Consider the following 21,518-nt stretch of genomic DNA (forward strand, 5'->3'; position numbering starts at 1 on the left):
GCGGGCCGGCGTGTTGATCGGCGTGAGCGGACCCTCGCACTCCGGTGGCTGGGGTGGACGGGTGCCGCAGGCCGCCAGGAGCACGGCCAACATGATGAGCGCGACGCAGGGTTTCATCGCATGCACCACCGCTAGCGATTGCGGGAGGAACTCGGCATGACCCGTTCCCTTGGAAGGACCGTACCGCCGCGGCGCGATGCGCCGATCTGGCCGACGGAGGCCATGCCGGCACCTACGCGATTGCCTGCCAGACGGCGGAATGAATCCCACCGCCCGCCAGGTTCTCGACGGAGGCCGTCGAGCAAGCCGCGACCGAATTCGTTGCTGGTTCTCTTCGTAGTGCCGAGCCCCCATTGAAGCGTTCCGCTGATGACACCAAAGGTGCTGAGTGCGACACCGCTTGCAAGCCCTGCTGCGATCGGCATGACTTGGCGCATCACCAGGAAGACCAGGGCTGAGGCGATGCAGACCCTCGCGCTGGCAGCAATGGTGATTCCTGCGCCCGTGGCCGCCGCACTCGCCGCATACGCCTTCACAATGTTGAGAAGCAATGCGGCGGCGAGCACGGTGAGCACGCCGATGAGCGCGTAGTTCGCCAGCTGTGCGGTCCAGGATTCGAAGAATCGCCGGGTGGCATCAAAGAAGAGCAGGACGATGAAGACCGGACCCAAGGCAAGCAGGATCGCAATGGCCACCTTCGACAGACCGAGCAGGAAAGCCGTCACGACAACAGTCAGACCGACCAGCAGATAGACCAGGAATCCTGCGATATAGAACGCAAAGTCGCGATCAAACACACTTCCCTTGTTGAGGAGCTGTTCAGCAACCGCCGTTCCGTCAAGCCAGACCTGATCAATCACATTCACGACAGTTGTGGTGCCGACGAAGGAGGCCGCCAACTGCTCAGGTGCCCGATAGAAGGTGTCCGTGATGACCTGGTTGTAGGTCCACAAGCGCAGCCCTGCACCGAGGACGATTGCGATGGTGAGGATGCGCTTGACGCCCTCCCAGATGGGCTCCTGGATTCGCCCGGCGAGGCTGAGGCTGCCCCAGATCATTACGTAGACGGTCGCGAGCGTCACGGCGGCGGGCTCGATGGCGGACGCGACCCGCGCCGAGTGCGTGCCAACATAGTTGGTCAGTTGACTGTCGAGCCAGGAGAAGAATTGAGCAAAAAAGCCCATGATCGAGATCACTAGTGAGCGTTGCCCTGCGGGATGGGAACCGGCTTCAGGTCGCGCGTGCTGCCGATATCAAGTTTTTGCTGCGTCAGTTGGCCGCCGTTCGGGTTCAACGAAGAAGCTGGCGAAACGGCCGGCTTCGCGTTTGCTGAGGGCGCGGTCTCTCTGGGCCGATGATGGAAGAGTCGACACGCCCCGACTCCCGTTGCTGCGGTGGAGATGCCCGCGAGGAGCATCAGGACCGTCTTCTGCATGGATAGGTCCTGCATGCCTAGTAGGTGACGGCGGGAAGGCCCCTTGTCGAGCCAATGTCCGAAGCAGACTGCTCCCGAATGCGCTGCTTGCGCGTGAGCTCCTCGGATTGAGCGATCTGATAGAGGCTCTGCAGCTTCGTCTGTTCATTGGTGAGCATGCTCTGCTCGGCCTGGATCCGAGCCTGAAGGTCCTGGATGGCCTTGGGGTCCTGAGCGGTGGCGATGCGGTTGATCAACTGCTGCAGCGCCGAGAAGCGCTGACTGGTGTTCTGGTAGGCACTTTGCGTCATTCCGTTGAGGAAGGCCGCGGACTGCCGACCCTGCTCGACGATCTGACGCAGCTCGGGGCTGAGCGCATCCATCTGCGTCCCGGAAAGGACGCTGTTGGCTTTCATGATCGACTGGACATGCCCGGCCAGCCCGGTGTAGCTCGCCGATGAGCCATTGAGCGTGCTCATCAGTTCGCCGTACGTGGGCGGCAGGTAGTTGCGTGCGTGCTCCGGAATCGGCAGCAGTTGCTCCATGCCTCGCGTGCCGGTCATGGCGCCGTAGGTCTGGGCCAACTGATCCTTCGAGGCCTTCAATTGGTCGTACTGCCTTTGCATGGAGGAGATCTGCTGTTGCCAGTACATGATCTGCTGCATCAGGTTGGCAACGGCCGTGACGTCGATCACCGGAATGCCGGCCTTCGCGCCTGGAGATGCCGTGAACACCGTCGCGGCAAGAAGGAAAGAAAGGAAAAGACGCCTATGCATGGGAGACCTCCAGGGGCGAGGTTGAACGGGCGGGATGGATGGCCAGGGCCGCGCGGAAAGGGGCCAGCCACTGGTCGGGCTGGGGCCCGTATCTCTCGATGAAGTCGCGCATGAGGCGGACGTTGCCGGTGCGCCCCGAGATGACATGCAGGACTTCGTCGAATCCTCGCAGATCGAGCTGCGCGACCACGCTCGCATGGTTCTGCTTGATCAGAAACTGGCGCGAGCCAGGTTCGAGCTCCTGCTTGATGAGTGCGAACTCCCGGTCCGTGAGGTTGAAACCCTGGGTGTATTCGTCGTAGTCCGCATCCGGATTGGGAAACAGGATCTTGGTGGGCGTCTGCTCGACGATGGTCCGCGCGATGCTGGATCCCAGCACGTGACTGGTGCTCTGGGTGAAGGTGGCGATGTTCGCGTTCTTCTTGCGCCAGGTCTCCAGGCCATTCTTGGCGAACTGCGTGAAGGCTGGGTCGCCGAGGAGCTTGGCGAACTCGTCCATCCAGCACACCAGGGGGCGGCCGTCCACCATCTGGTGGACCAGATGGAAGAGGTACATGGTCAGCGGCGCGCGGATCGTCTCGTTGTCGAGGAAGTCGGTCACGTCGAAGCCGACCAAGGCGTGACGGGCAAGCAAAAGGGTCATCTCGTCGTGGTCGTTGTCGAAGACCCAGGCATAGTCCCCGCGTTCCGAGTCACACCATTTGCGAAGACGCGCGTGCATGCCCTCCGGATCCGTGATGTCGAGGAAGGCCGCGAGCCGTGACAGCCGCCTGAAGGGGCGCTCGAGCTTGAGCGTGCCATGCAGGGCCTGCTCAAGATCGTCTTCCTGGCGCACCGTCAGGAGGTCGTTCGGTGTGCGCATGACAAGGCGCTTGAGCCAGTGCCTCATGAATTCGAGGTTGTCCGGAACGGACGCGTCCAGCTGCAGTGGATTGCAGCCGGTGGGCGCGCCGTTCTTCAGCGGCAGGTATTGGCCGCCCAGCGCTCGCACGAGGATGTGCAGTCCCTCGTCCTTGTCGAAGATGATCTGGGTGGCGTCGAGGCGATTGCAGATGGCGACCATGCAAAAACCAAGCAGGGTGGTCCGGCCGGAACCGATAGGCCCCAGGGCCGTGATGTGTCCCACATCCCGCCGGCTGCCACCTTCGGGGCTGCGCGGATCGCTGGTGTGCAGCGAGAAATGGTAGGGGGAGCCGGCCCGCGTCATGAACACGGTCAGCGCATCGCCCCAGTAGTTGCCCATCGCGCGGCCGGTGGGGAAATTGTGGAAGGGCGACATGGCCGCGAAGTTGCGGCTGGTGATGGGAGCCTTGCGGCTGCGGTAGGAGAAGTTCCCCGGCAACTGTGCCCAGAAGGCCGCCTCCAGCGCCAGGTCCTCCCTGGCCACCACCATGCCGGTGTCGCCCAGCAGGTAGCGAGCCCGGGCCACATGGTCGTTGAGTTGTTTCAGTCTGTGGACTCCCTCGGGCTCGCCGGCGGTGGTGTCGTCGTCGGACAGCACGTGGAGGCTGAAGTGATGGTCGCCAACCACGAAGCGATTGCTCATCAGGTCGTCGAGCGCGTCCTCGAGCTCTTCGGCCTGCGAGACCGCCAGGTCTCCAGCGGCCGCCATGCGGTGGTGCTGGCGGCTCATCATGTCGGTGGCTGTGCCCTTGGCGAGGAAGGTGAAACTCTGGGTCAGGACGAACGGAAACGGCGCCGTCAGCAGGGCGCTGAACATCCCCGGCGCGGTGGGCGTCGGATATTCCTTGATGCCCAGGAAGGCGCCGATGCGGGTTCGAGTGTCCGTTCGGTACTCCATGGCCTCGTTGCCGAAGAAGGGACGGGTGGTGGCCAAGGCTTCGTTCAGCGGCGAGCGAGGCAGTGGCATGCGCTGCCATTCCCCGTTGATCAGCAGGCCGTGGAACTCCAGCAGAGAGGAAAAGAGTGCATCCTTTTGCGGCAGCCTGTAGACGCCCAGCACCTCCGGGTCGTAGCGTTCCAGGGCCGCCAGGAGTTCCTGGCGCAGCTTGCCGCAGGCGTCGAGGGAGTCGCGCAGTTCCATTCGTGCACCCGCCGGATCCGCGCGCCTGAGAAGACGCAGTGCAGCGTCGCCGATGTGCGTGGGTTGCGGCCGGAAGACCAGCGACAGGTAGAGCTCGTTGACCATGAGCCGTTCGCTGGCCATCTTCTGGCGGTAGCGCTGCTCCACCTCGCGGGCGAAGCCAGGGACGGTCCGGCCCTGCGGGCACATGGTCTCGCGGCGCCGGATCACGTGGGTCCACAGCGCCAGGTTGGGCGAGGCGATGTTGCGCAGCAGGACGTTGAGCCGCTCGTGCCAGCTGTTGATGTCCTCGTCGTCCGCACTTTCAAAGGACGCACCGGCCAGCCGCAGTGTCTGGACATAGTCGCCCGCGCATGTCCGCACAACGTGTTCGTCCACGTGGGATGCGAGCGGGATCATGGCTGCGGCACGGACTTCGCGGCGCAGCGTCTTCTTGGAGCGGGAGAGCAGTGGCATCGCGCACGTCCCTGGGCTGGGCGTCTAGATGAACACGTCGGCGCAGCAGGAGCGCCGGCGGCCGCGAAGATCCGGCAAATCCACCACCAGCGGGCTGTACGAGCTGGCGCGCCAGAACCGCAGGTTGCCAACCAGAAGGGCTGGCAGACGCGTGCGTCCCCACAGCTGCAGCAGATCGAAGAACCTCGGCTCGTAGAGGCACACCAGGTAGAGCACCCCATGGACCGGCACGAAGGCCAGCAGCCAGGCGAGATTCGTGGTGACGATGAACGACTCGGTGGTGACGACGATGTTGAACATCATGGCTGCATAGGTCACGCCGCAGACCATCGGGGGCCGCGTCATGCCCACGAAGAGAGGGTCGGCGACGATGCCCAGGCAGCGGCTCATCTTCTGTCTCCTCAGACCCCGAACAGGCCCCGGATCCAGGACACGATCTGCGGACCGCCGAAGACCAGCACGGTCCCGATCACCACGGCGACCATCCACCACCAGCTCAGGCGTCCGAACCAGGCCATGGCCCCGGAAACCATCACGGCGACTGCCGCCAGCGGCGTCAGGATGGCCACCAGTTGCTGCTGAGTGGCGTTCGCGCCGGTGGCGAAGGGACTGCCTCCGAAGGCGATGGCGGGAAGGAGGGCTGCGAACACCGTGACCCGCAGGAGCGTGCGGCGGCTGAAGCGTCGACGGCCTGCATGCGCCGAGCTTGCCCCTGCCGATTCGGCGACGCCTCCGGCCCGGGTGGAGGGGGGCGAACTGTGAACCAGGTATGCGGTCATGGCGCTACTCCGGCAGATGGAAGGGATCGGTTTGCAGGCCCTGCCCAGGGTGCGGGTGCGGCAGCCGGCGATGCAGGCAGTCTTGCCGCCTGGCCGTTGCCGTAGACATCCCACCAGGGGGCAGGGGACTCGTTCCAGCCCGCGATCGCGCGATGCCGGCCGTGGCCGGCGACGGGCCTGGTCGGCAGGGCACGCCCGGTTGCGTGGACCATCGAAGCCATCTCCCGCTTGAGGCCTGCGATATCGCCGAGCAGGCGAGCATGTTGTTCGTCGGCTTCGTTGACGGCCTGCGTGTCGGACAAGGCAAGACGCTCGGCTCTGCGGCGCACGAGGCTTTCGAGCTGCCCCTCCGACTTTCTCAGCTCCTGGCGAAGAATATCGATGCGCTCCTTGTCGCGGGCTGTCTGTTCGGATGGGGCAATCACCTGCACCGAAGCGGGCAGGGGCTGGGCGCAGAGGCTTCCCGCACAGACCATCAGTCCGGCTGCGGCACGCAGCGAGAGGCAGGCTGCTCGCCCGCCTTTCAGCATGGTGCCAATGCAGTGACCATTCGTTGCTCGCATGGCCGCACTGTCTACCTGCGGTTGCGCGCGTGTCGACTGTCTCTTTTGTCAGTGGCGGTGCGGCGATTCGCGGCGCTAGATTCGCGCGATTGGCCCCGCGCAGCCAGCGAATCGCGAGGAGCAAGCCTTGGGCAATGTGGTCGTCTTCGGCAATCAGAAAGGCGGTGTCGGCAAATCGACGCTGGCCGTGCTGTACGCATTCTGGCTGTCCGATGTGCATCGCCAATCGGTGTGCGTGATCGATCTCGACACCCAGGCCAACAGCACCAAGTCGCTGCGTCGGTTCGCGACTGGCGTCGAGACGATCGAGCTCTTCGAGCAGGGCGGGACCTCGACGGTGGCAACTGGCGGGCAGTCCATTGCGATGGTGACGGGTGGAAGGCTGCTGGCCGATGTCGAGCTTGCAAAGCCGGAGGAGGTGATTCCCGCATTCCGCAACAACGTGATCCGCCTGGCGCGGGACTTCGACGCGGTCGTGATCGACACGCCGCCGGCACTGGGGCTGCGCATGAGCGCGGCGCTGATGGCGGCGACGGCCGCCGTCTGTCCCATCGAACTGGAGGAGTACAGCATCGACGGTGTCACGGACATGCTCAAGACCATCTTCGGCATCCGGCAGCGCTACAACCCGCGGTTGCGACTGGCCGGGATCGTGCTGAACCGCTTCAACCCGCATTCGCTGCGGCAGAAAGCGGCGATGCAGGAACTGGCCCTGAATTTCCGGGAGTTCGTCGTTCCGGCACGGATCTCGATCCGGTCGGCCATTCCCGAGGCATTGGCCGAGGGGGTGCCGGTATGGCAACTGCCGAAGAGTGCGGCACGCGCGGCGAGCCTCGAAGTGCTGCAGGTGTTCGAGCTGTTGCAGCAACGCATTGCAGATCCGGGCGAGGCGGTACGGGCGGAGACGAAGGGATGATTGCGCACGGTAGCCTGGATCTGAGCGCGCTTTCGCAGTTCAGAGCGACCGACCTGCTGGCGCAGGCGACGGCCGTCCGCGCCGCGGCGGGTGCACCGCAGCAGGCGACGCTGGACTGCATCGAGTTCGACCCCGCACAGCCGCGTCGCGCCGTACGGGAGGCGGGTCTCGCGGAACTGGCCGAGTCGATCCGCCAGCATGGTGTGCTGGAGCCGGTGTCCCTTCGATCCCACCCGGCGCAGGCGAACCGGTACATCGTCAACCGTGGGGAGCGCAGGGTGCGGGCCGCGCGCCGTGCCGGTCTGATCACCATTCCGGCTTTCGTGGACGAACGCATCGACCCGTTTGCACAGGCGGCCGAGAACCTGCACCGCGAGGACATGTCTCCATTCGATCTGTCCACCTTCATCGCACAGCGAGAGAAGGAGGGGCATTCCCGCGCCGAGATCGCACGCAGGCTGGGCAAGTCGCGCTCCTTCATCACGGAGATTGCCAGGCTCGGAGATGCGCCGGAGGAACTGCGGCGGGCGGTGGAGGAGGGAAGGATCGGCGGCGATGTGCGGATGCTCTACCGGTTGGCGGCTGTCGCCCGCGAGCGGCCAAAGGCGGTTCAAGCACTTCTGGCACAAGGCGGGCCGATCAACCGCGCGCACCTGGAAGAGGTGAGCGATAGCCTGCCGCGTTCCGCCCCCGCAGGCTCCCCCGGATCATCGGCCAACAGCAGCAAGGCAACCAAGGTGGTCAGCGGCGGACACACGGTGCTGGTGGTGGAGCACGGTGGGCGGCGTGGAACTCTTCGCATCAAGGCGCAGGAGGGCAATGTCGGTGAGGTTCGCTTCGGTGATGGCAAGCGCGTCCTGCTCCCCTTGGCGGATCTGCGGCCGGTGTGCTGGGCGACCGAGGATAGCGATGCCGGCAGCTTGTCCCGCTGTTGACGGCTACGGGAGGCCGGCGCCGCTCGCCGTTGTGTGAAGACGCCGGTATTCCCTCGGCGTCATCCCCAGGCCGCGCAGAAAGACCCTTCGCATCACCTCCTGGGATCCGTAGCCGCATTGCGCGGCGATGGCCTTGAGCGGGCGCTTGCTGGTCTCGATGAGCCGGCAGGCCGAATCGAGACGGATCTGCTGCACGGCACATCCCGGCGTGAAGCCTGTCGCGCGCACATGGAAGCGCGCAAACGAGCGCGTGGACATGTGGATCTGCCTTGCCAGCCGCTCGACGCCGAGCTCCTCGCGCAGATGCATCGCAATCCACTGGTGCAATCCGGCGAGCCTGGGCTCATCCGAGGGCTGCTCGATCAGCGCGCTGCGATAGCGCCTCACGCCGTAGCGCTCGCTGAGCGGATCCGGCAGGCGCGAGGCCAGCGTGTTCGCGAACGCTTCTCCCCAGTCGGCTTCGATCCACGACAGCGCCAGGTCCAGCCCCTGGCCTGGCTCGATGCTTGGCCAACCCTGCGTGGCCATGTGGTCGGTGAACGGGGATGCGCTCTCTTCGCGCAACTGCAAGTGAGCGCGTGTCGCAGGGATGTCCTGGAGCCGCACAGTGCCTACCGGTGACAACGGGGTCCCGGGCCCCAGGACGGCGCAGCGGACCAGGCTCCCGCGGCTGTTCATGAGCCATTCGTGCAGGTACTGCGCGTCCGCCGCTTCACCGGCATCCGGAAACACATCCGGCCGGAGGGCGACGACAAGCGTATTCGTGCGGCCCGCGAGCTGACGCGGCAAGGCGTCCGTGGACAGCGACACGCCGCTGGAGCCAATGACAGGACCGCCTGAGGCAGAAGCCAGGCGCACGTCATAGGCTGCAGGCTGGTCTTCCTGCTCGAGCAAGCTATTGGCCGCCTCGAAGACGCTCAGCATGCCGCTGATGTCGACGAGGGGAAATCCGGGCAGCAGCAGGAGCCATACCTTGTGCATCGCTGGAGGTCATTGATTTCGTATTGGGATCGGAACCGCAGTTCGAACCATCTTCCTGAACCCATGCTGAATCCCACGACAACGCGAAGTCCTGGTGCGCGAGATTGGCAGAAATGGTGGTCATTTGCCGTCTCGGGAGTGCGTGGCGCTTCTAGACTGTCCAGCCGTTGCCACAAGATCTGCTGGAGAGCAGTCATTGCGCCCACGATCAGGTCAGGGCGTCGGCGATGTGGGAAGAGCACCTATGAACGACTGGACACAAGAGGTCCTCGGTCGCTTGATCGAGGCAAGCGAGCCGTCCCAGGTCCTCGAACAGATCAGCATGGCTGCGCGGCATCTCGGCTTCGAGCAATGCGCCTACGGCTTGCGCACCTTCGTGCCCTTCACCCGGCCCCAGACCCGGATGCTCAGCACCTACGACGCGCGCTGGAGTCACCGCTATCTGGAGGCGGGCTACCTGCAGATCGATCCCACCGTTGCCCATGGCCTGCGCAGCGCAGCACCAGTGATCTGGAACGATCAGGTGTTCCGCAGGACACCGCAGATGTGGGACGAGGCGCGCTCCTTCGGTCTTCGCATCGGCTGGGCGCAGTCGGTCTTTGAGCCCGATGCGCGCGTTGGCATGCTGTCTCTGTCCAGATCGAGCGAACCGCTCACGGCCGCGGAGATGCGCGCCAAGGATCACTGGCTCCAATGGCTGGTGAACACCGCGCACCGTGCGCTCATGGACCACCTGGGAGAGAGTCCGCTCGCGGGGTCGGAGCCGCTGACAAGCCGGCAGGTCGAGGTGTTGCGCTGGACGGCCGACGGCAAGACGAGTGCGGAGATCGCGGTCATCCTCGGCATGTCGAAGTCGACGGTCAACTACCACCTCCGCAACGCCATCGCCAAGCTGCACGCCAACAACAAGAACTCGGCCGTGGCACTTTCCTCGCGCCTCGGTGTCCTGAACTGAACGGTCGACGGCTTCTTGGCGTGGCCGGGCCGGGCGCCTGTTCATGAGGTCGCATGACCGGAGGAGGTCCGCAGTGGACGCCATGCGCTGTCCACGTCGATGAAGCAGGCGAACAGGTACTGCCCCTCGACCAGCATCGGCGGCGCTATCCGATGCACATAGAGGCCGGCCCGCCGGAGAATGCGCTCGATGCCCATGGGCGAGGCGCTGATCAGCCGCTGCCCGCCTTCCCTGGCGACCACCTGCATCGCCACGCCCAGCATCTCCAGCGCAAGCGGGGACTCGCAGGGGACTTCACTTCCTCCAAGGTGCGCGCCGTCGACAGCGGCGAAGCGAGACAGCTCCCAGATCTGCGGCGAGCACGGCGCCGGGACATCCCCGAGGAGTTGAGGGAAGACCGTGGCCAGCAGGTAGGGCCGGTGCGTGGGCAGCAGGCGGCTGGTACCCACGATCTCGCCCTTCGGATTGCGGGCGATCAGGTAGATGGTGTCCTTCCGGTCGAACTCGTCCAGCTCGAATCGCGCCCGCGTGTGCAGCTGCCAGCCCAGCTTCTCGACAAAGACGTGATGCCGGTAGCGCGCCATGTCGAACAGCAGTCCTGCGGAGAATGAGTCGACTCGTCCTGCGATGATCTCCATGGCGTTTCCCCTCTGGTCGATGAGGCCCGCATTACAGCCTGATGAAAATCGCGCGGAAACTGACAGAGTTGATAGGGGTGTCGGCAGGCGTCGGGGCTGTTCGGCGTACGCGGGCTTCTTGCACCCGATGCAAGCGGAGTGGACCGAGACCCGCGGCGACCGGGTTCGCCGGCTGCGAAGGCTGTGGACGGAAATGACGCGGTGCGCAACAGTTGATAGAAAGGGCGGCGAGAAGAACACTCGGGCCCCTGTTCTACCAAGCCCGGTCATGCGTTTCTTCCGCTTCCCCCGTGACCGTCGCCAGTGGCGCCCGGGTGTCCGCGTGGTGGGCCTGGTCGTTCCCGTGCATGTGCCGTCGGCACCGGGCGGAACAAGAAGGCGCTGAGTGCATGGGACGCAAGCAGGTCGCATCGCCGTTTCCTTCCGCACGACGGATCAGGCTCCCGGCGTCGCTCACGACGCCGCAGGCACCCGCGGCGCCGGTGCGAAGCCCCTGCGCCTCGCGTATCGGGGCACAAATCAAGGCACTTCGCATCGCGTCCGGCGTGTCGGGCGGGCAGCTCGCACAGCACGCAGGCATTTCGTCCTCCATGCTCTCGCGCGTCGAACGCGGCCTGGTCTCTCCCTCGGTCGAGACGCTCGAGCGCATCGCCGGCGGACTGAACGTGGCCGTTTCGCGTTTTTTTGCCGATGGATTCGACCGCGCCGACTTCTGCCACGTGCCCGCCGGCAAGGGATTGCGCGTCGATTGCGCGGGTGCGATGGCAGGCTACGGCTATGAACTCCTGGGACACCTGCAATCCCGAAAGCTCGCCGTTGAACCCTATCTGATTCACCTGGCACAAGGGGCTGAGCCCGACACGGGGTGCCAGCACGCCGGGCTCAAGTTCCTCTACGTGCTCTCGGGTCGCCTGAGCTATCGCTACGGCGCGAAGGTGGTCGAGGTCGGGCCGGGCGATTCGCTGCTGTTCGAGGCAGGCGCACCGCATGGCATGGACACGATCAGCGAAGCGCCGGTCATCTGCCTGTGCACGGTCTTCTCGTTGCGGGATTGAAGGCGAATCCGCGGGCCTTGTGCCCCGGCCAGCCCATGCGCAGCAGAATCTGCAGCGTCCGCCCGTTCGCTCACGGGCGGCGCGCCGCCCAGATGGTGAACGCTCCCGAGGCGAGGATCAGGACGGCGCCGAGTGCTGCGAGAGGCTGTGGCACATCTCCCCAGATCGCGTACCCCAGCAGCAAGGCCCAGACGATGAAGCTGTAGCGAAAGGGCGTCACGACGGACAGGTCGACGCCGCGGCAGGCGGCGATGAGCGCATAGCTGCCCAGCGTCGCGCAGCTGGCGGCAGCGGCCAGCGCGGCGATTTCACGTTGCGTAGGCACGATCCATTGCTCCGTGAAACCCAGGAGCGCACCGGCCAGACAGACCGCGAGCGTGGTCGCGGCAGCGATGAGCGATGAGGGGACCCCTGCCGGGATGCGACGCGTCACCAGGTCACGGCCGGCCAGCGAGGCAGCGCACAGCAGTGCGCAGACATGGCCGGCAGTCGGGACATCGAGCCGAGTGGCCGGCTGAATCACCAGCAAGACGCCCGCGAAGCCGGCGGCGGCGGCGACGAGCCGGCTGCCTTGCCAGGGCTCCCAGCGCAGCGCCATCGCGGTGACGGCAATCATGAGCGGCGCGGTCATCATGAGCGTGCTGACGGTGGCGAGCGGCACCAGCGACAAGGCGAGCACGGAAGCGAGCGCCGTCGTGATCTCCAGCCCGCAGCGCACCCCGACAAGGGGGCGCAGTGCCGTCCGCCATCGGGCACGTGCTCCCCAGGCTACGACCAGGACGAAGAGAGTGGCGAAGAGGCCGCGCACGGCAAGCACCTGCCCGGGAGGCAGGTGCTGCGCAGCCAGCTTCACGAAGACATCGTTGAACACGTAGCAGCACATCGCCACCAGCATGAGGGCGATCCCCCGGCGGTTGGCATGTGCACTAGCCATCGCTGGAAGAAGGCGGGAGCGGTGTCGGATCTTGCGAGACCGTCGCTTGCGCATCAGCCGCCGTCCCCGGCCGTGGGCCGAGCGGCGCCCCGCAGCGCCGGAGCACATCCCACAGGGCTTGTGCCTTCAGGACGATTTCCTCGACCTCGGCGTCCGGGTCGGACATGGCGACGATGGCCCCTCCGGCGCCGATGGAGATCCGGCCATTGACGGCCACCAGCGTGCGGATCACGATGTTGAGCTGGGCCGCGCCGTTCAGCGACAGGTAGCCGATGCTGCCGGAGTAGATGCCGCGGGCAGCACCCTCGATTTCATCCAGGATCCGCATGGTGCGCACCTTGGGCGCACCGGTCATGGACCCGCCCGGGAAGGCCGCGCGCACGCAGTCCACAGCCCCGAGGCCTGGGCGCAACCGGCCGCGGATCGTGCTGACCAGCTGGTGCACCGTGGCGTAGGTTTCCACCGCGAACAGGCTGGGCACGTGGACGCTGTCGATCTCGCACACCCGGTTGAGGTCGTTGCGCAGGAGGTCGACGATCATGAGGTTCTCCGCGCGCGTCTTCTCGTCGCCGACCATCGCCTCGGCGATCGCCAGGTCTTCGGCGGGTGTGGCGCCGCGTGCCGCGGTACCCTTGATGGGTTTGGATTCCACGTGACGGTCGGCCGAGATGTGCAGGAAGAGCTCTGGCGAGGCACACAGCACGGCGCGACCGCCAGCGCGCAGGTAGGCCGCATAGGGCGCGGGGTTGTGCTTGCGCAGCGCCCTGTAGACCTCCAGCGGATCGATGCGCCCTTCGCCGATCAACTGGTTCGTCAGGCAGACCTCGTAGGTCTCGCCCTGCAGGATCTCATGCTGGCAGCGAAGGATGAGGTCGCGGTAGGTGTTCAGGTCCACTCGCCATTGCAGTGAGTGCAGATCGCTGGCCGCATCCGCCGTCGTGTCACGGGCCGGTGTCCGAGCATTGTCGATGCATTCGCGCATGGCCCGCATCCAGCGGGCGTTCTCCTTCCCCAGAACGGCCTCGTCCAGACAGACGATCCACGCCTGCTGTTCGGCATGGTCGAAAGCGAGGAAGCGGTCGGCGAGGATCCATGTCGCATCCGGCGCGTCGGCGTCGTGCATGCGCGCCCCGTCGAGCTCGCGCTTGAGTTCGTAGCCGAAGTAACCCACGAAGCCGCCGGCGAAGTCGAAGGGCAGGTTTGGCCCGTCGGGCTGCCGGCCGGGAATATGGTCGCGCAGGTAATCGAAGATGCTTTCCTCGCGTACCTGACCGGCGTCGCCCCGATGCACCAGCAGTTCGCGTGGCGCCGTGCGGTAGGTCAGCACCAGGGCCCGGGGACCGCTCGCGTCGCCCATGAAGGAAAAGCGCGCGCGCCCGGTTTCAGCGAGGCTGCTGTCGAGCCAGAAAACGCTGTCGCTTGGCGCGAATGCCGCCATGAACACCGCCTCGGGTTCGGCGGTGGTATCGATGCACTCGGCATGAAGCGCGAGCGCCTGCGGCCCTTCGAGCCGAAGGGGCGGCCCGAGGCGATGCCTGGCCTCGCGTCGCGATGCCTGTGCGTGCCATTCCTGGGTCAGTTCCCGGAAATTGCGCAACAGCCTTGCACCGAATTCCGTGCAGATCGATTCCGGGTGGAACTGCACACCCCACCAGGGCCGCGAGAGGTGGCGCAGCGCCATCAGTGTGCCGTCCGATGTCCAGGCCAGGGGTTCCAGGGAGGCGGGCAGTTGTGTGACCGCGAGGGAGTGGTAGCGCACCGCCTCGAAACGGTCGGGGATGCCCTGGAAGAGATCGCGCTGCGCGTGCGAGATGCGGTCCAGGCGTCCATGCATGGGCCGCACAGCCAGGTCGACGCGGGCGCCGCAATGGTGGGCGATGGCCTGGTGGCCAAGGCAGACACCGAGCACAGGCTTGCGGGAGCGCTGCAGCGCATCTGCGGAGATACCCAGATCCGCGGGATGCTGGGGACGCCCAGGCCCCGGCGAGATCACGATATTGTCGAACGGCATGCGCTCGACCTCGTCCCAGCTCATCTCGTCGTTGCGCACGACGACCGGTGGCTCGGCGTTGCAGGCGGCAAGGTACTGGTAGAGGTTGTAGGTGAACGAATCGTGGTTGTCGATCAAGAGGGTGCGCATGGGGACTCCTTGGCGCATGGCTGCACTTGCATCGTTGACGAACCGCTGGAGGGGAGCCACTGCGCAATGTGCCAGTTGCCCCAGGGGTGCCTATGTGCGAAGCACGCTCGAAGCGGAGGCGTTGTCCTCACGGTGCCTGGCCAATGGCCGAGCGGTCGTGGCGTGCGGGAGGAGCAGCGGTAAGGGCGGGTTTGATATCGACATGTGGCCCGCGTTCCTCGACGGCGTGGCCATTCATTTGTGCCTTTTCCAAGATCTCCCCGCCGCTACTTCTTGTCTTCAAGGTCCAAGTAGAACTGATGAAGTCCAGGACCAATCTCGGTCGTGATTGGACGCGCTGGGGTTCAAGCGTCAGATACGGCTGCTTCTTCGAAGTGTCCGGGAGTTCTGAGCGCACATGTCCCGGAATTCGGTGCTGATTCGCTTGTCAGCTTCCGCGCTCTCCCAAAATGCGATTGCGGCACGCGCAGCCCGCTGCCAGGCACCTCGCTCGGAGGGCAGAGGCAACTGCGGGGTATAGGTCCTCGGGGGAAGTTCCACGCCGCGCACAGGAGCGTAGGTCATCGGAAGCATGTCGTAGATCGGAGCCAGCTGTAGTACCGCCCGCTCGGCATCCTGGATGGGCTGGAACGCCAGGTTGCCGTCGTGCATGTCGGTATTGCCGATGAGCTGTCCGAAGTGCCAGACAAGATCGATGCAGCGCAAGTCTTCGTTGGTGACCCAGCCTCTCTGGACCAGAGGCTCGACGCCTTCTGGCCAACGGCGCCCGCCACTGCCGACAAAGGTCGAGTTCAGGGTGCTCCAGGAGACGACAGGAGAGCGGCCGATGGCGCCATGCCTGTCGAACCGATCGACCTCGAGAAATGTTCGGCCCGCAAGGAGGTGGATTCTTGATTGGGGCACTTTGATGCCCGCATGTGTGGTCAATGCGCAGGCCGCAAGGTGCTCGCACACGAGCAGATCCGACCAACGCCGGGTGCCTGGGGAATCATCGGAGCCGGAGAACTTCACGAGAACATGCCGGTCTTCCCCATCCATGCTCCGCATGGCGGTGAACTTCGGAAACTCCCCGCCTGCCGACGAACCGGCCACGCCAAGCTCCAGCATGTCTGCAGCGAGTTGTGGATAGGATTGCCGCAACTGATCGTCGCTCAATCCATGGGAGCCGAGACCCTCGCTTTGCGCCTGAACCTGCGCAAGCCACGTTCTGGCCGCAGCCTCGCCGACAAGCAGATCGCCTGGAACATCGGTACCGAGCAGGGAGAGCGCATACAGCACGTCATCGTCCGACCAGGTCGTCGGGTCATCGCTCACCTTCAGCAAGGCTGCATGGTGTCGTGCGAAGTTGCGTCCCAGGAAGCCTTGAGGTCGCATGTCCTGCAACATGTACGGCAACCCTTCAAACCATCCCTGCCGCATTTCGTCGTCCAGTGGCCAGCCGAGCCTCTCGGAAAACTCAGCGGCAGTCCCGTCGGGATACAGCAGGTCCAGCATGGCAACCTCGTGCTGGTTGCCATCGCGATCAATTCGGAAGAGCGGGATGGGATTGAGATCCCCTCTGAGCGCGCGGCGGGCCGCGTACTTTGTGCGTCTGGCGTTTCCGCGGATGATGACCTCGGCCCCCGCTGCGCGGATGACTCGGCTCAGGGTAGGGCGGCTCACGTCCATCGCGTCAGCAAGTGCGCCAGCCTGAAGGGGCCCCTTGGCTCGGAGGATCGCAACAGGATCAGCGGCCATGTGAAACGATATATGGAATGATCAAATCTTAAATTTATATTGAGAAAGTAACCATCGCAATCTAATTTGTGAAACGATGTGTGAAACGATTTTATGTCGGGGGCAAATTTGATTGCCCCGGAGACGATTTGAGGCCTTCGGCTCCACCGACTCCGGAGGCGGCAGTCCCGTGGCGACCCGCTCCTGAGTACTCTCCTGCCGAGTGACGTGGGCTTCGATTCACTCCCAATCGTGCCGCCTGCATCGGTCGAAGACTTTGCGGACGTCGGGAAGTCCTTGGATGCAGGGAGCCCGGGATCGCCGCGGGCCAGGCGACTGATGTACTCGTGGCGTGGCCGGTCGAGCAGTTCGCGCGAGGGGCTTTGTCGACGATGTGTCGTTCGCGCATCACCAGCACGCGTCGCACAGCAGGCGCGCCACGCCGAGGTCGCACGAGACAAAAGCGATGGCCTCGGACCTGAATGGAGGCCGCGGAATGTCAAAGCCTTTTCTTCTATAAAGATAACTCTTCTTATCACGATAGTAACTTTTCGAGGCTAAACTGAAGATCATGAAAAGGAGCACGGTGCACGGGGTGGAGTCAGAAAGCGCTGGTTTCCCGACCTTGTCGCAGTTGGCGGCGCTGCGCGCCTGGTACGCCGGTTTACCGGCTCGCGCGGCGGTGGCCCAGTATCTTGGGCAGAGCAGGGCGACTGGACAGTCGTCCCGCGCCATGCTGAGTGGCATCCGTCGCCAGTTGGCGGAATTCGCGCGGCAGCGGCACCGGGACGATCTCGCCTTGTTGATCGCCCATCCCGCCGCCGAGCGTGAGGAGCGTGCTCGGGCGGTGAGGGACGCGATCGAGAAGCTGCAGCAACTGCCGCTGCCTGTGCCGATGGTGACGGACAGCGTCGATCGCTGGCTGCCGACGCGCGCTGCACGAGCCCTGCAGACTTCTGGCATCCGGACCCTGGCGGATCTGACGCTACGTGTGCCGCGCCGGCGTCGATGGTGGGCTGTCGTGCCGGGGCTGGGAGCGCGCAGCGCACGCCAGATCGAGGAGTTCTTTGCCGCAAACCCCGAGTTGACCGAGCGGGCGAGGGCGCTGGTGGTTGCGCCGAGAACCGAGATCTCGCCATGGGAACACCTGATCGTGCCGCAGGAGGTCGACGGTTCCCGAGGCACCTTCAGGGCGCCGCAGGCTACTTGTACGCTGTCGGCGAGCAATGACTATGAAGCCGTCCGGGCCTGGCTTTCGCTGCAGGAGTCTGCAGCCACCCAGCGCGCCTACCGAAAGGAGGCAGAGCGGCTCATGCTGTGGGCAATCCTCGAGCGCGGCAGGGCACTGTCATCGCTGACGACAGAGGATGCCATTGCGTACCGCGCATTCTTGCGACGACCCTCGCCGCGGGAACGATGGGTCGGCCCGGCGCGGCCACGTACGTCCGCGGAGTGGCGGCCTTTCCAGGGGGCACTGGCACCGCGCTCGGTGGCCTACGCGTTGTCGGTGATCGGCGCGTTGTACCGGTGGCTGATCGAGCAGCGCTATGCGCTGGCCAATCCATTCGCCGGCGTGAAAGTCAAGGGCGCAGGGCACGGGGGAGCCTTCGACGGATCTCGCGTATTTACAGAGCACGAATGGAGCCTGATCCGCTCCACAGCCGACGGCATCGAATGGATCGGTGGATGGAGCGAGGAGGGGGCTCAGCGACTGCGCTTTGTGCTGGATTTCTGGTACGCGACCGGCCTTCGGCCCAGCGAAATGGTCGATGCACGACTGGGCAGCATCGAGCCGGATGCGCAGGGCGATACCTGGTTGAACGTCGTGGGCAAGGGGAACAAGCGCGGCAAGGTCGCCCTGCCACTGTTGGCTCGCGGCGCGCTCGATCAGTACTTGGCCCAGCGAGGTTTGCCGGTGACGCCTTCTCGCTGGAGCCCAAACACTGCGCTGTTGCCAGGCTTGACAGAGGACGCAGCAGGGATCAGCGCATCGCGCCTGTGGGCTGTGATGCGCCGCTTCTTTCTCCATGCCGCACAAGCACTGGAGAGCGTGAATGCGTCCGTAGCGGACAAGCTCAAGCGTGCGACACCGCACTGGATGCGGCACACCCATGCAACCCACGCCCTCGCACGGGGCGCTGAGCTGACCACCGTGCGAGACAACTTGCGGCACGCGTCCGTAGCGACCACGTCGGTGTACCTGCATACCGACGAGGTCAAGAGAGCGCGGCAAATTGGAGAAGCCTTTCCGGCTCGGATCTCCGGATCAGCGAAAGGATGGTGAGGAGCCGCTCACGTGCGGCGCGCAACCCGAACATGGATCTCGGGAAACTTGTCGTCGTAGAAGGCAAGCTTCGTCTTCGGGCCGTGATGTTCGTCACGCGGATCCTCATAGGCCCAGACCGCGTCTTCCAGCGTTCTTTTGCCGAGATCAACCCGTGGAGTTGGCTGCTCCTTTGAAGGGGCACTCGGTGGTTCTCCGTAGTGGGCGATATTGCTCTTCATGGCGAGCAGCGATGCAAGCTCGTGCTGTGCCAGCCATGCAGTTCCATCGAAGCCGGCGTCGGCATGCTCAAGTGCCGATGCATCGCTTGGATAGAGAAGGCGGATACGGAGACGGAAACAGGCGTACGCGTCCCCTGATGCATGTCAGGACGTCATTTCCAACCGGCCAGCCGTGAAGGGCCGCGCGAGAGTCCACTCATCCAGTTTCAGGAGCGGCGAAGCTTGCCCCAGCGCGCTCAGCCTTCGGCTTCGTCGCTGGAAAGCTCGGCGAGCTTGACCGCCAGCGCCTCGCGCTCCGGCTCGAACAGCACCGGCAGGTGCCGCCAAGAGTCGTACAGCGTGGCCAGCCAGCAACAATAGCCACTGTCGGGCCGGTGGGCTTCCAGGCGCTCGAAGCAGCGGTGGATGTCGAGCGCATGCGCGGGTTCGTCCTGGCCAATCCACGCCAGCGCCTGGATGGCGGCGCTGGTGGCCCAGTCGCTCGGGCCGAATAACACTGACAGCAGCAACTCGCGACGGCGCGAGCCTTCCCAGCCCTCGTCGACTTGCGCCAGCACCTGCGCGGCCACCAGTTGCACGCGTGGCACCCAGGCCAACGCGGGTGTGCCAGACGGCAGCGTCGGCGGATGCACCATGCAAGCCAGCACGTCGAGCGACCGGTCTTCTCCCGAGGCGGGGCCCAGCGCCAGCGCGACATGGCTCGCGGCGGCCCAGTTGGCAGTAGGGCGGTACGGCGCGCGTGCCAGTTGGGCGATGCGCTCCTGCACGTGCGGCGCCGGTGGCGGCAGGGCCGCCTGGCCCTCGGTGCCGGTGTAGCGCCAGAGCGGGTAGGCCACGGGCTCGACCGGTTCGCGCGGATCGGGTTGCGGGATGTTCTCGAACTTCATCTCCAATTCGGTCGGCGTCCCGGCCGCGGCAAATTCGAGCGCGAAGGCCAGTGCGTTCGACGGGGCCTCCAGCGACGACACGGCCATGGAAATGCGATTGGGCTTCTGCGGCTCCCGCTGGTCCGCGGCGGGCGGCTGCGGCTTGCTCCGCAGGTTGTCCCGCACCTGCCGCAACACGTTGGCGCTGGCGTCCTGCGGCTCAGGCACGGCTGCGAAAGCGTCTACCCAGAGCCGCCGGGCCCGCTCGTTACCGGCCTTCGCCGCCTCGAGCAGGCGGTCGCTCCATGCCTGATCCTGCGTGAGTTTCCATTGGCAGAGCCAGGAAGAGGGCTGCGCCCAGGCATGGCCGGCCTCGCGGGCGAGCACCTGCTCGTACCAGCCCAGCGCGGCCTGCCAGTCTTCGCTCTCGAGCCAGCCGTCGCCCGCTTCGAGGAAGGTGCTCAGAGTGTTAGGGTCGTGTGCAATGGCGCGACGGAACGCCGCCTCGGCTTCGGACATGCGGCGCTGCTGCCGCAGCACGAGGCCGATGGCGGTCGCGATATGCCAGTCGGGCGCGTCGGCCAGCGGGCCCGCCACCTGCAGCGCCTCGTCGAAGCGTCCCGCGCGCCGCAGCAGGCCGATGTGCAGCATCCGCCATGCGGCTTGCATGTCCTCGGGCGGGGTGAGACGCCCGAGCACCTGCGACCAGCGCTGCATCGCCTGCAGCCTGCGCGCGCTGGTCAGCCGCGCCTCGGAGGAGGCCTCGATCAGCGCCTTGGCCAGCCGCAGTTGCGACGTGGACGACATCGATTCGAGCGTGCCTTCGGCCTCGACCCATCCGAGCACCCAGGCGTCGAGGTATTTCGCATCGGGCGCCGCCTGCATGACTGCGACGATCAACTCCACCGCCTCCTCGAGCCGGCCTTCGTGCTGCAACAGCCAGGCGCGCAGTGCCTCGGTGCTGGCATAGCGTTCTTCTGCCTCGGGCAGCAGCGTGCCGACCGGATCGGCACCGGCGCGGGCCGCGTACTGCTGCGCCAGCGCGAGCCAGGGCGCATGGGCTGGGTCCAGCTTGAGCAGGTTGGCGAGATGCTCGGCACCGTGCGCAAGGTTCTCGCCGCCATCGAGTTCGCTCTGAGCGATGAAGAGCTCGAACTCGGCGGTGCCGGTTCGGAATTCGGCCGCAGGCTTCTTGTCGGACTCGTGCGTGGCGTAAGGATCGATCTCATCCATTCCGGCGGTTCGATTCCTGAAAATGCGCTTCCACCATGACATGGCCATTCCTCCCTGTTGTGTCGTATGTGTTCCATGCATTGTCCATGCGGGCAGAGCGGGTGCCGTCCGCTTGAACAGATCCCGACGATCTTCAGTTGAACAGCCTCCCCATACTTGGTCGATTGCCGTAGCCGCGCGCCAAGTGGTCGATTCAGCACAACGCCTGCTCGGGCCAGGCCTCGCCGCGCGCGTCATCGGCTTCACTTCCGAAGACCTGACCCTGCGTGCGGCAGTGCCTCCACGGCAGAAGCCTATCGACGGCGACGACTACTGGCGTCTGATGAAGTGCGACATCGTGCTGCGGAACGCCAGTGGAGATTAGTGAACGCTGGAGTGAACCCCTGCGGCTGGACCACCGGGCAAATCAGAACTGATACGCTGGCTGAGCCTTCAACCAGGAGAAGGTCATGTCATCGAGAGGCCCGTACCGGCGCCACGCGCCGGAGTTCAAGATCCAGCTGTGCCAGGACATCTGCAGCGGCGCCATCGGGCGCCGTGATGCGGCCAGGAAGTACACCCTGTCGACCAATCTGATTCAGCTGTGGCTGACGCAGTACGACCGGGGTGAGC

19 protein-coding genes are annotated in these 21,518 nt (G+C 65.3%); 5 read left to right on the plus strand and 14 right to left on the minus strand.

Annotated elements, in window-relative coordinates; genetic code table 11:
* Nucleotides 1-131 precede the first annotated feature (131 nt).
* Genes BMY35_RS33440 through BMY35_RS38040 form a run of 7 tightly spaced genes read right to left on the minus strand, consistent with a single transcriptional unit; the run spans nucleotide 132 to nucleotide 6,032 of the window.
* Nucleotides 132-1,196 carry a TrbL/VirB6 family protein gene (locus tag BMY35_RS33440; protein WP_256230353.1) on the minus strand — a complete coding sequence of 355 codons (1,065 nt, stop codon included), beginning with the start codon at nucleotides 1,194-1,196 and terminating at the stop codon, nucleotides 132-134.
* Nucleotides 1,196-1,435, minus strand: a complete 240-nt coding sequence (locus BMY35_RS33445) for a hypothetical protein (RefSeq protein WP_126472281.1) — start codon at nucleotides 1,433-1,435, stop codon at nucleotides 1,196-1,198. Before BMY35_RS33445 ends, BMY35_RS33440 begins: the two co-directional genes overlap by 1 nt.
* A 17-nt stretch (nucleotides 1,436-1,452) precedes the next feature.
* Nucleotides 1,453-2,190, minus strand: coding sequence for a P-type DNA transfer protein VirB5 (virB5, locus tag BMY35_RS33450; RefSeq protein ID WP_093208714.1), 738 nt, complete (start codon nucleotides 2,188-2,190; stop codon nucleotides 1,453-1,455).
* The gene (locus BMY35_RS33455) at nucleotides 2,183-4,690 is read right to left on the minus strand and encodes a VirB4 family type IV secretion/conjugal transfer ATPase (protein WP_093208717.1); all 2,508 of its coding nucleotides are present in this window, start codon (nucleotides 4,688-4,690) and stop codon (nucleotides 2,183-2,185) included. The genes virB5 and BMY35_RS33455 overlap by 8 nt, the downstream gene beginning before the upstream one ends.
* Before the next feature lie 24 nt (nucleotides 4,691-4,714).
* The gene (locus BMY35_RS33460) at nucleotides 4,715-5,080 is read right to left on the minus strand and encodes a VirB3 family type IV secretion system protein (protein ID WP_093208719.1); all 366 of its coding nucleotides are present in this window, start codon (nucleotides 5,078-5,080) and stop codon (nucleotides 4,715-4,717) included.
* Nucleotides 5,081-5,091: 11 nt separating this feature from the next.
* On the minus strand, nucleotides 5,092-5,469 hold the full coding sequence (locus BMY35_RS33465; protein WP_240652236.1) for a TrbC/VirB2 family protein: 378 nt from the start codon (nucleotides 5,467-5,469) through the stop codon (nucleotides 5,092-5,094).
* The gene (locus BMY35_RS38040) at nucleotides 5,466-6,032 is read right to left on the minus strand and encodes a hypothetical protein (RefSeq protein WP_126472280.1); all 567 of its coding nucleotides are present in this window, start codon (nucleotides 6,030-6,032) and stop codon (nucleotides 5,466-5,468) included. The genes BMY35_RS33465 and BMY35_RS38040 overlap by 4 nt, the downstream gene beginning before the upstream one ends.
* 136 nt (nucleotides 6,033-6,168) lie before the next feature.
* Here BMY35_RS38040 and BMY35_RS33470 point away from each other — a divergent pair, with 136 nt between their 5' ends.
* A complete protein-coding gene (locus BMY35_RS33470; RefSeq protein WP_240652248.1) occupies nucleotides 6,169-6,948 on the plus strand; it encodes a ParA family protein in 780 nt (259 codons plus the stop codon).
* Nucleotides 6,945-7,883, plus strand: a complete 939-nt coding sequence (locus tag BMY35_RS33475) for a ParB/RepB/Spo0J family partition protein (protein WP_093208725.1) — start codon at nucleotides 6,945-6,947, stop codon at nucleotides 7,881-7,883. Before BMY35_RS33470 ends, BMY35_RS33475 begins: the two co-directional genes overlap by 4 nt.
* Before the next feature lie 3 nt (nucleotides 7,884-7,886).
* Here BMY35_RS33475 and BMY35_RS33480 read toward each other — a convergent pair whose 3' ends face one another.
* The gene (locus BMY35_RS33480) at nucleotides 7,887-8,864 is read right to left on the minus strand and encodes a GlxA family transcriptional regulator (protein WP_093208727.1); all 978 of its coding nucleotides are present in this window, start codon (nucleotides 8,862-8,864) and stop codon (nucleotides 7,887-7,889) included.
* A 244-nt stretch (nucleotides 8,865-9,108) separates the two neighbouring features.
* Here BMY35_RS33480 and BMY35_RS33485 point away from each other — a divergent pair, with 244 nt between their 5' ends.
* Nucleotides 9,109-9,819: an autoinducer binding domain-containing protein gene (locus tag BMY35_RS33485; protein ID WP_093208730.1), complete on the plus strand. Its 711-nt coding sequence runs from the start codon at nucleotides 9,109-9,111 to the stop codon at nucleotides 9,817-9,819.
* 41 nt (nucleotides 9,820-9,860) lie between these two features.
* Here the strand turns inward: BMY35_RS33485 and BMY35_RS33490 are convergent, their stop codons facing one another.
* Entirely contained in the window at nucleotides 9,861-10,457 is a 597-nt protein-coding gene (locus tag BMY35_RS33490; protein WP_093208732.1) for an acyl-homoserine-lactone synthase, read from the minus strand.
* Nucleotides 10,458-10,939: 482 nt separating this feature from the next.
* Here BMY35_RS33490 and BMY35_RS33495 point away from each other — a divergent pair, with 482 nt between their 5' ends.
* Nucleotides 10,940-11,512, plus strand: a complete 573-nt coding sequence (locus tag BMY35_RS33495) for a helix-turn-helix domain-containing protein (RefSeq protein WP_093208812.1) — start codon at nucleotides 10,940-10,942, stop codon at nucleotides 11,510-11,512.
* Between the two features lie 70 nt (nucleotides 11,513-11,582).
* On the opposite strand, the gene BMY35_RS33500 is transcribed toward BMY35_RS33495, so the two are convergent.
* The 3 genes from BMY35_RS33500 to yjjJ all read right to left on the minus strand — a co-directional run bounded on the left by BMY35_RS33500 (nucleotide 11,583) and on the right by yjjJ (nucleotide 16,323).
* Nucleotides 11,583-12,500 (minus strand): DMT family transporter, encoded by a 918-nt coding sequence (locus tag BMY35_RS33500; RefSeq protein WP_371287228.1) that lies wholly within the window; start codon nucleotides 12,498-12,500, stop codon nucleotides 11,583-11,585.
* Nucleotides 12,439-14,586, minus strand: a complete 2,148-nt coding sequence (gene pabB / locus BMY35_RS33505) for an aminodeoxychorismate synthase component I (protein ID WP_093208737.1) — start codon at nucleotides 14,584-14,586, stop codon at nucleotides 12,439-12,441. Before pabB ends, BMY35_RS33500 begins: the two co-directional genes overlap by 62 nt.
* 351 nt (nucleotides 14,587-14,937) lie before the next feature.
* Nucleotides 14,938-16,323, minus strand: a complete 1,386-nt coding sequence (gene yjjJ, locus BMY35_RS33510; protein WP_093208740.1) for a type II toxin-antitoxin system HipA family toxin YjjJ — start codon at nucleotides 16,321-16,323, stop codon at nucleotides 14,938-14,940.
* A 550-nt stretch (nucleotides 16,324-16,873) separates the two neighbouring features.
* On the opposite strand from yjjJ, the gene BMY35_RS33515 reads away from it, so the two are divergent.
* Nucleotides 16,874-18,586, plus strand: coding sequence for a site-specific integrase (locus tag BMY35_RS33515; RefSeq protein WP_093208742.1), 1,713 nt, complete (start codon nucleotides 16,874-16,876; stop codon nucleotides 18,584-18,586).
* An 8-nt stretch (nucleotides 18,587-18,594) separates the two neighbouring features.
* Here BMY35_RS33515 and BMY35_RS38045 read toward each other — a convergent pair whose 3' ends face one another.
* Both BMY35_RS38045 and BMY35_RS33520 read right to left on the minus strand, forming a co-directional pair.
* Nucleotides 18,595-18,807: a DUF427 domain-containing protein gene (locus BMY35_RS38045; RefSeq protein ID WP_143080797.1), complete on the minus strand. Its 213-nt coding sequence runs from the start codon at nucleotides 18,805-18,807 to the stop codon at nucleotides 18,595-18,597.
* A 236-nt stretch (nucleotides 18,808-19,043) separates the two neighbouring features.
* On the minus strand, nucleotides 19,044-20,906 hold the full coding sequence (locus tag BMY35_RS33520) for a tetratricopeptide repeat protein (RefSeq protein ID WP_093208745.1): 1,863 nt from the start codon (nucleotides 20,904-20,906) through the stop codon (nucleotides 19,044-19,046).
* Nucleotides 20,907-21,518: the final 612 nt, after the last annotated feature.

It is taken from the genome of Variovorax sp. YR750 (assembly GCF_900109805.1).
In the GTDB taxonomy this organism is placed as follows: domain Bacteria; phylum Pseudomonadota; class Gammaproteobacteria; order Burkholderiales; family Burkholderiaceae_C; genus Variovorax; species Variovorax gossypii.

Coding starts and splice junctions, on each gene's coding strand:
- BMY35_RS33455 (WP_093208717.1), bottom strand. CDS start 4,690: ATGCCACTGCTCTCCCGCTCCAAGAAGACGCTGCGCCGCGAAGTCCGT.
- BMY35_RS33515 (WP_093208742.1), top strand. CDS start 16,874: ATGAAAAGGAGCACGGTGCACGGGGTGGAGTCAGAAAGCGCTGGTTTC.
- BMY35_RS38040 (WP_126472280.1), bottom strand. CDS start 6,032: ATGCGAGCAACGAATGGTCACTGCATTGGCACCATGCTGAAAGGCGGG.
- yjjJ (WP_093208740.1), bottom strand. CDS start 16,323: ATGGCCGCTGATCCTGTTGCGATCCTCCGAGCCAAGGGGCCCCTTCAG.
- BMY35_RS33465 (WP_240652236.1), bottom strand. CDS start 5,469: ATGACCGCATACCTGGTTCACAGTTCGCCCCCCTCCACCCGGGCCGGA.
- BMY35_RS33460 (WP_093208719.1), bottom strand. CDS start 5,080: ATGAGCCGCTGCCTGGGCATCGTCGCCGACCCTCTCTTCGTGGGCATG.
- BMY35_RS33490 (WP_093208732.1), bottom strand. CDS start 10,457: ATGGAGATCATCGCAGGACGAGTCGACTCATTCTCCGCAGGACTGCTG.
- BMY35_RS33500 (WP_371287228.1), bottom strand. CDS start 12,500: ATGCGCAAGCGACGGTCTCGCAAGATCCGACACCGCTCCCGCCTTCTT.
- BMY35_RS33485 (WP_093208730.1), top strand. CDS start 9,109: ATGAACGACTGGACACAAGAGGTCCTCGGTCGCTTGATCGAGGCAAGC.
- BMY35_RS33475 (WP_093208725.1), top strand. CDS start 6,945: ATGATTGCGCACGGTAGCCTGGATCTGAGCGCGCTTTCGCAGTTCAGA.
- BMY35_RS33520 (WP_093208745.1), bottom strand. CDS start 20,906: ATGGATGAGATCGATCCTTACGCCACGCACGAGTCCGACAAGAAGCCT.
- BMY35_RS33480 (WP_093208727.1), bottom strand. CDS start 8,864: ATGCACAAGGTATGGCTCCTGCTGCTGCCCGGATTTCCCCTCGTCGAC.
- pabB (WP_093208737.1), bottom strand. CDS start 14,586: ATGCGCACCCTCTTGATCGACAACCACGATTCGTTCACCTACAACCTC.
- BMY35_RS38045 (WP_143080797.1), bottom strand. CDS start 18,807: ATGAAGAGCAATATCGCCCACTACGGAGAACCACCGAGTGCCCCTTCA.
- virB5 (WP_093208714.1), bottom strand. CDS start 2,190: ATGCATAGGCGTCTTTTCCTTTCTTTCCTTCTTGCCGCGACGGTGTTC.
- BMY35_RS33445 (WP_126472281.1), bottom strand. CDS start 1,435: ATGCAGAAGACGGTCCTGATGCTCCTCGCGGGCATCTCCACCGCAGCA.